5 protein-coding genes and 1 pseudogene are annotated in these 7,597 nt (G+C 70.2%); 2 read left to right on the forward strand and 4 right to left on the reverse strand.

The features are described 5' to 3' along the window. Positions 1–585 precede the first annotated feature (585 nt). A complete protein-coding gene (locus POF73_RS22490; protein WP_272118206.1) occupies positions 586–2,004 on the forward strand; it encodes a non-reducing end alpha-L-arabinofuranosidase family hydrolase in 1,419 nt (472 codons plus the stop codon). 80 nt (positions 2,005–2,084) lie between these two features. On the opposite strand, the gene POF73_RS22495 is transcribed toward POF73_RS22490, so the two are convergent. The 4 genes and pseudogenes from POF73_RS22495 to POF73_RS22510 form a co-directional block, all read right to left on the reverse strand. Then, positions 2,085–2,975 carry a nuclear transport factor 2 family protein gene (locus POF73_RS22495; RefSeq protein ID WP_272118208.1) on the reverse strand — a complete coding sequence of 297 codons (891 nt, stop codon included), beginning with the start codon at positions 2,973–2,975 and terminating at the stop codon, positions 2,085–2,087. Between the two features lie 956 nt (positions 2,976–3,931). Beyond that, on the reverse strand, positions 3,932–5,167 hold the full coding sequence (locus tag POF73_RS22500) for a sensor histidine kinase (RefSeq protein WP_272118210.1): 1,236 nt from the start codon (positions 5,165–5,167) through the stop codon (positions 3,932–3,934). Beyond that, positions 5,164–5,610, reverse strand: a pseudogene (locus POF73_RS22505) (response regulator transcription factor); the annotation flags it as partial. The gene POF73_RS22500 and the pseudogene POF73_RS22505, both read right to left, overlap by 4 nt. 55 nt (positions 5,611–5,665) lie before the next feature. After that, complete coding sequence (locus tag POF73_RS22510; protein WP_272118214.1) at positions 5,666–6,124, reverse strand: hypothetical protein; 459 nt, start codon at positions 6,122–6,124, stop codon at positions 5,666–5,668. A gap of 1,028 nt (positions 6,125–7,152) precedes the next feature. On the opposite strand from POF73_RS22510, the gene POF73_RS22520 reads away from it, so the two are divergent. Further along, positions 7,153–7,597: endo-1,4-beta-xylanase (locus POF73_RS22520; RefSeq protein ID WP_272118239.1), on the forward strand; the 445-nt coding region annotated here is incomplete at its 3' end.

Here is a 7,597-nt window from a genome sequence, read left to right on the forward strand (position 1 = left end):
TCCCGGTGCGATCCTGGCCGCACTCACCCCCTAGCCGGACAGGGCCGGGGGAGAAGACAGGTGCTCGGCTGCGCGAGCCGTCGGAGGAGGCACGAGGAGAACAGGTCGACTGACGTGTGCTCTGTCGCTCATCGGAGATGACAGGCACTTCGCGTGTACAGATGCGCCATCTGCCCCTGAGGTTCCTCAGCCCTGGATGTTCTTCACCGTGACGATGGATCTGATGCCCGCCGTAGGCGGGCCACCGAACCGCTGCGGGCGGTTCAGCAGCCGGGCTGTTCGGATCACCCGTGCAGGTAGCTCGACGTCAGCTTGCCGCATGTCCTGTTCTGGCCGGTACGAGACCGACGGCGCCGACACTCTCTGTCTCGCGGCGGGCGGCAGCGCAAGCTCTGCGAATGTTCCGGGTCGCGAATCCTGTGAGAAGTATTGACGCCGCTCGCCGGTTCTCTCATCATCCAGCTTGCTCGATATTCCGATCCACATTCGACATATCGAACAAATGCTAGGGCCGCACCGCACCGGTAGTCGCACAGCCTCCGACGGGGCCCACCAGAACCACTTACTGAAGGATGACGAGGTCCCATGCGCAGACGTAGTTTCAGCCGCAGACGGATGTCTGCGGTGTTTGCAGTCCCGGTTGCGGTCCTGGCCTCGTTGGGGACGATGCTCGTCGCCAACCCGGCTCAGGCGGCCACCACCGGCGCCTTGCGCGGTGTCGCTTCCGGCCGGTGTCTCGATGTGTCGGGCGCCAGCCAGGCCGACGGTGCGAACGTGCAGATATGGGACTGCCACGGCGGGACCAACCAGCAGTGGACGCTGACGGACAACAACCAGCTGACCGTGTACGGCAACAAGTGCCTCGATGTCCCGGGCCACGCCACCACGGCCGGTACCCGGCCGGTGCTCTGGTCCTGTAACGGCGGCACGAACCAGCAGTGGCGGGTGAACTCCGACGGCACCGTCGTCGCCGTGGAGTCCGGGCTGTGCCTTGACGTCTCGGGCGCCGGGACGGCCAACGGCACGGCGGTGCAGCTCTGGAACTGCACCGGCGGCAGCAACCAGAAGTGGACCGGCATGTCCGGGACGTCCACCTCGTGTGCTCTTCCGCCGACGTACCGGTGGAGCTCGACCGGTCCGCTGGCGCAGCCGGCCAACGGGTGGGCCTCGCTGAAGGACTTCACCACCACGATGGTCAACGGCAAGCACATGGTCTACGCGACGTACGCCGACACAGCCTGGCACTCGATGGGCTTCAGCCCCTTCACGAACTGGTCGGACATGGCGACGGCCTCCCAGATCCGCATGCCCTCGGACGCGGTGGCGCCCCAGCTGTTCTACTTCGCGCCCAAGAACATCTGGGTGCTGTCCTCGCTGGGATGGGGTACCCAATGGGGGCCCTTCGTCTACCGCACGTCCAGCGACCCCACCAACCCCAACGGCTGGTCCGCGCCGCAGCCGCTGTTCACCGGCAGCGTCTCCCCCGGCGGCCCGATCGACCCGACCCTGATCGCCGACGGCCAGAACATGCACCTGTTCTTCGCCAATGACGCGGGCACCATCTTCAAGTCGACCATGCCGCTCGGGAACTTCCCGAGCAGTTTCGGCACGGCCTCCACGGTGGTCATGAGCGACACGGAGGACAAGCTGTTCGAGGCGCCGCAGGTCTACAAGGTCCAGGGCCAGAACCAGTACCTCATGATCGTCGAGGCGAAGGGCGCGAACGGGCGCTACTTCCGGTCCTTCACCGCCTCCAGCCTGGACGGTCCGTGGACCGTCCAGGCCGGCAGCGAGAGCGCCCCCTTCGCGGGCAAGGCCAACAGTGGTGCCACCTGGACCAACGACATCAGCCACGGTGACCTGGTCCGCAACAACCCCGACCAGACCATGACCATCGACCCCTGCAACCTGCAGTTCCTCTACCAGGGCAGGGACCCCAACGCGACCAGCCCCGACTACCTGAAGCTGCCGTACCGGCCGGGCCTGCTCACCCTGCAGCGCTGACCCGCCCGACAGGAACCCCAGCCGGACGCCGGCTGGGGTTCCGTCGACGCTTGCCGTCCAGTCCAGCTCTTCGGGCCGGGCTACTGCCCGTCGGCGGCGACGTCCCAGTGCTCGATGATCTTTCCGTCGACCACGCGGAAGAGGTCCGCGACGACGTAGTCGGAGCTGAAGACCCACACCAGGTCCCCGTCGGCGAGGGTGTTGCCGAACCGGGTCCCGCCGCCTGCGGTACTGCTGGGCGAGGGGGCGCCCTGCGTGTTCTGCTCGAAGAACCGCTTCAGCGGAGCCGTTCCGCTCGCGGCCGCCGGGTTGTGCTGGTAGTACCGAGGATCCCAGCTCTTGTCGATCACGGTCGCGTCACCGTCGGAGAGCTTGCGGTACGCGTCGACCGCGAACTTCCGGTTCTTCTCCTCCTGTTCCTCGGACAGGGCCGGCGCCCCCTTCGGGTACCGGTACACGTCGCTGAACAGCGAGTTCCCGCTGGCTGTCTTCGCCGGCACGGTCTGCGTGATGCCCCAGTGCTCGACCAGCTTGCCGTTGTCGACCCGGAACAGGTCGGCCTTGGCCTCGCCCGTCGCCTCGTTCTTCGGGGTGGCCGACGCCTGCCAGTGCACGGCCACCAGGTCACCGTCGGCGGCCACGTGCTTGACGGTCGCCACCGCGCCGGGAATCTTCGCCTTGACGTCCTTGAACTGCTTGACCTGCCCGTCGGCTCCGCCGGGGACCGACTTGTCGTGCTGCACGTAGTCGGTCGCGACGAGTTCCTTCACCACGTCGGCCTTGTCCTTGTTGAACGCCTCCGAATACAGGCGCAGAACGAGCTCCTTGTTCCGCTCCTCGGAGGCCGACGACGAGCGGGCCGCGGCGGACGTCGTCGACGGGGCGGCCGGCTCGGTGCCGGACGTGCTGCTGCAGGCAGTCGCGAGGCAGGCCACGGCAGCAAGCCAGGGCAGTGTCTTCCGGTATCTCACTCGTCTGGTCTCCTGTGTACGGTCCTGCTTGGGGGGAGTTCCACCAGGCGCGGTCGGACAGGGCCCCTCCCGCGCAGCCATCCCATCTCGCGCCCCGCAGACATCCACTCCGCCGACCAGCGGGGCCACCCCCGCCGACCGGCCGGACTCGGACCATCCGAAAGGCGCACCCCGTATCCACCGGGACGGTCCCGGCCCCCTCTGCCGGCCGTTGAAGCGGTCGTTCGGTCGGCGCCACCTCCGAGCGGCAGCCGCGCGGCCCGCGCCGTGCCGTCGGCGCCGGATCCTGGCCGATGCCACCTGCGCGGTGGGCGTACGCGGCGGACGCCCCCGCCGTACGGCTGAGACCGGACCTCGACCCGGATGGGCGGTCGTTCTTCCCGGGCCCGCAGCCCCCTCTGTCCGGACGACGCGACCGCTGGCTCCTCGCGGCCGTCCTCCTCGTCGCCCACGCCACGGTGTCCGTCACCCGTTACCTCTGCCTAAAGCGTGTTGCAGAACTCGGACCGATCTCCAGAAAGCTGCTTCGAAGGCCCGTCAGGACGGTGGAAATCGGCGCACAATCGGGCAGTTGATCTTGCCGCGGGTGGCCGGATCCTACTGTGATCGTCGTTCTGCAACAGCCTTTAGGGGGTGTTGTGAAAGTCCCGCACAGCACCCACGGGGCCCGGCACGCTCCCCCACTGCCTTAAGGGCGTGGGAGGTGCCCCCACTCGCCGCACAGGCCAAAGGTCCAAGTAGCTCCGCTACGAGGGCCTTCGTCCGGCACGCCGAGGGCACGCACCGGCTGTGACACCAGCCGCTGCCGCGGCGGGCGCGGGCACCGCACGGGACTTTCACAACACCCCCTGGACCTGAACCCCCGGGCGGACTTCGGCCCCGGTTCTTCGACACCCCGCGTGCCGCACGATCCGGGACGATCGCGTGCGCCGGCCGCTCGACCCGGCTCCGGCGGATCAGTCCGTCGGCAGCCGCAGCGCCGTCTCCGCGCCCCCCTCCGGTCGGTTGCGGAAGGTCAGGCGGGCGCCGAGCAGGCGGGCCTGGCCGGTCGCGATGGTCAGGCCGAGGCCGGTGCCGCCGGTGCGGGAGCCCGTGCGGAAGCGCTGGGGGCCGGAGGTGTGCAGCACGGCGAGCAGATCGGCCGGGAAACCGGGGCCGTGGTCGCGGACCCGGACCAGGGGGCCGTCGACCTCCACCTCCACCGGCGGGGCGCCGTGCCGCAGGGCGTTGGCGGCCAGGTTGGCCAGGATCCTCTCGACCCGGCGCGGGTCGGTGGCCACGACCGCGTCCGCCACGACCGTCACCTCCACGCCGTCGAGCCCGGCGACCGCACGCCGGGTCATCGCGCTCACCTCACGCTCCTCGGTCTCCACCGCCGCCGCCTGGGAGTCGAGCCGGGCCACTTCCAGCACGTCCTCCACCAGCCCGCGCAACTTCTGCACGCTGCCCGTCACCAGTTCCGACGCCCGGCCGGGCGGCAGCACGCCGACCGCTGCCGACATGCCCGCGACCGGCGTGCGCAGTTCGTGCGCGATGTCGGCGGTCACCCGGCGCTCGGCCTCCAGACGGGCACCGAGCGCGTCCGCCATCGTGTCGACGGAGGCGGCGAGCCGGGCGATCTCGTCGCCGCCGTGAGGGCGGACCCGGGCGTCGAGGTCACCGTCGGCGATGCGTTCCGCCGTACGCGCGGCGGCCGTGGCCCGCCGCCCCATCCGCACCCCCAGCAGCAGTCCGGCCAGGGACACCAGGACGGTGACGGCCGCGCCCGTGGCGAACAGCGTCCGGTCGAGCGTGGCCAGGGCCTGCTCCTCGCGGGCGTACGAACGGCTGATCGCGAGCACCTTCCGGCCCGAGATCCGGGTAGCCGCCCACAGCACCGGCTCCTTACCGGTCTCCTGCAGGTAGGTCACCCGGACGTCGTCGCGCACGGCCCGTGCCACCGGGCCGGGCAGATCAGGGGGGTCGAGCCTGGCCTGCGACCTGCGTCCGTGCGCGTGGTCGTCGAGGACGCTCAGCAACTCCCGGTCCAGGCCGGAGCGGGCCGTGGCCAGCTGGTCGGCGGCGATGGTCCGGTGCACCAGCACCCCGATCGCCCCCGCCACGCACAGGGCCGCGGTGGCGACGGCCAGGGCGACCTTCGCTCCCACGTTCAAGGCGGGCGGCCGCACGTTCTTCACAGCGGGCCGTCTCATGGGCGCAGCCTGTAGCCGAAGCCGCGTACCGTCTCGATCCGCTCCCGGCCGATCCTGGCGCGCAGACGCTGCACATGGACGTCCACCACCCGGGTGTCACCGGACCAGACGTAGTCCCGGACCCGCTCCAGGAACAGGTCCCGGGAGAGCACGGTCCCCGGTGCGGCGGCGAGCTCACTCAGCAGCTTCAGCTCGGTCGTGGTCAGCGCGAGCGGCTTTCCGGCCCGGCTCGCGGTCAGGGACGCCGGGCAGAACTCCAGGTCCCCGAAGGGCAGGCGCGGGCTGTGGTCCGGCTGCTCGGCGGGTGCCGCCCGGCGCAGCAGGGAGCGGACGCGGGCCACGAGGTCCGGGCCGTCGAAGGTCTTGGTGACGTGGTCGTCGGCGCCCGCCTCCAGGCCCATCACCACGTCCACGGGGTCGTTGCGGGCCGAGCTCAGCAGCACCTCCTGAGCAGCGTGGATCGCGCTCCCTCTCCGACGCTCCTCTCCCGTGCCGTACTCAGGCATCCGGTACTTCCAGGTCCGTATTGGCGGTGTATTTCGCCCAGGACGGCGCCGGGGGCTGTACGGGGGCAAGGGTCATGTGGCTGTAGAACGCCACGTCCCCGCGCCTGACCAGACCGCTCAGGACGACGTCGGCCCGGTAGGTCGGAAGGTTGTCGGTGCCGTCGGGGCAGCCGGACATGCAGCTCGAGTCCGTGGCGACGCCGGTGGCCCGCGCGCGGGGCGAGCCCCAGTCCCGCCACGTCAGTTTGTGCAGGCGGACGCGCCCGTACGCCACCTCGATCTCCTTGGGGCGCTGCCAGGGCCGACCGTAATAGTTCGTCATGTACACCGGCCCCGTCCAGGGGATCGTCGTCGCCGCCGGACCCTCGACGTGGACGCCGCCGTCCACGCCGCCGCACCCGGTCAGACAGGCGGCCAGCACGGCGCAGGGCACGAGTCGGCGAAGCCGCATCCCCTGCTCCTTCCACCTGGTGCCCTGACCGCTCTCGCCGTCCGTCCGGCGGGGCCGTCCCGTTGTGGCGCGACCGTCGCACGACGTGCAGTCTGACCTGCGCCTGTAACAACTGCCCATCGATGCTTCATCGAGATCGATACGTCGTCGCCGCACAGCCGACGAACAACTGTGCATCCACGTTCCTACCGCCCCTCGGGTTACTGCCAGTCGGCACTCCAGCCCTGGGGGAAATTTGCTCAGAAAAGTGAACATAGTGCACGTGGCCACGGCCGCGGCGACGGTGGCGGGGGGTCCTCGCCACCGGGCTGAACGGCACGGCACAGGCCACACCCGCTCCGGCCGCTCCCGTGGCGACGGCCGCCAAGGCCAGGGAACCCGCCGGCATCCACCGCCTCACCCTCGTCACCGGTGACCGTGTCCTCGTCAACGCCAAGGGCGATGTCGTCGGCCTGGAGCGGGCCAAGGGCCGCGCGCGGGTCCCAGTGCAGATACGGAAGGCCATCGTGTCGGCTCCGACGGCGCTCCAGGCGGGCCAGGGCGCAGGAGCGTCCTTGCGGGTGAGGCGTACACCCTCCGCGGGCATGTTCGGCGCCCAGTACGACTTCACGCGCACACCACCGGGCGAGGTCTGCCGTCGTCGTGCGGAACGGACCCGCTGCCCACGCGAAATCCCGCGCCCGGTGCGCGACGCTGTGCGTGACCGTGCGCCCGGGCTTACCGGGGTGCGGCCGGTTGCGGGGACCTTGAGGGCAGTTCACGGTGAGGCGGCCCGCGGTGTCACCGCGCACCTTGGACACCTTGACCGGGGGCGGCTTGCCCGGCGTGCCGCACTTGTCGTCGCCGTTGCCCCACAGACGTACGTACACCTCACGCAGGGGGGCGGCTTTTCCATCACGGCAACCTTTGTGTGCGTGGTGGCAACTGGCAGACAACCGGGACCGAAAACCAAGCCCCGCTGCCCCCGTAAGGACAAGCCGTTGCCAGATCAGAACCTCTCTCATCGCCGCCGCCCGGCGACCCGCCGCCTGCTCGCCGCCGCCGTGGTTCTCGCCGCCGCGGGTGCCGCCGTACCGCTGGTCGCCAAGGCCGCCCTCACACCGGACGCCGGCACGCCGACCGTGGCCGCTGATGCGGCGGCCGCCGGTGGCCGCTATTTCGGCACGGCAGTGGCCGCGGGCAGGCTCGGCGACTCCACGTACTCCACCATTCTCGACCGGGAATTCAAGATGATCACCCCGGAGAACGAGATGAAGTGGGACGCCACCGAACCCTCCCGCGGGTCGTTCAACTTCGCCCCCGCCGACAGGATCGTCAACCACGCCTCCGCGCACGGCCAGAAGATGCGCGGCCACACCCTGGTCTGGCACTCCCAGCTGCCCGGCTGGGTCAGCTCCATCAGGGATGCGAGCACGCTGCGCGGCGTGATGAACAACCACATCACCACCGTGATGAACCGCTACAAGGGCAAGA

It is taken from the genome of Streptomyces sp. HD (assembly GCF_028369295.1).
GTDB lineage: Bacteria > Actinomycetota > Actinomycetes > Streptomycetales > Streptomycetaceae > Streptomyces.

What these genes read in the sequence shown, in the direction of transcription:
- POF73_RS22490 (WP_272118206.1), top strand. Translation starts at nt 586, where the DNA reads ATGCGCAGACGTAGTTTCAGCCGCAGACGGATGTCTGCGGTGTTTGCA.
- POF73_RS22500 (WP_272118210.1), bottom strand. Translation starts at nt 5,167, where the DNA reads ATGAGACGGCCCGCTGTGAAGAACGTGCGGCCGCCCGCCTTGAACGTG.
- POF73_RS22510 (WP_272118214.1), bottom strand. Translation starts at nt 6,124, where the DNA reads ATGCGGCTTCGCCGACTCGTGCCCTGCGCCGTGCTGGCCGCCTGTCTG.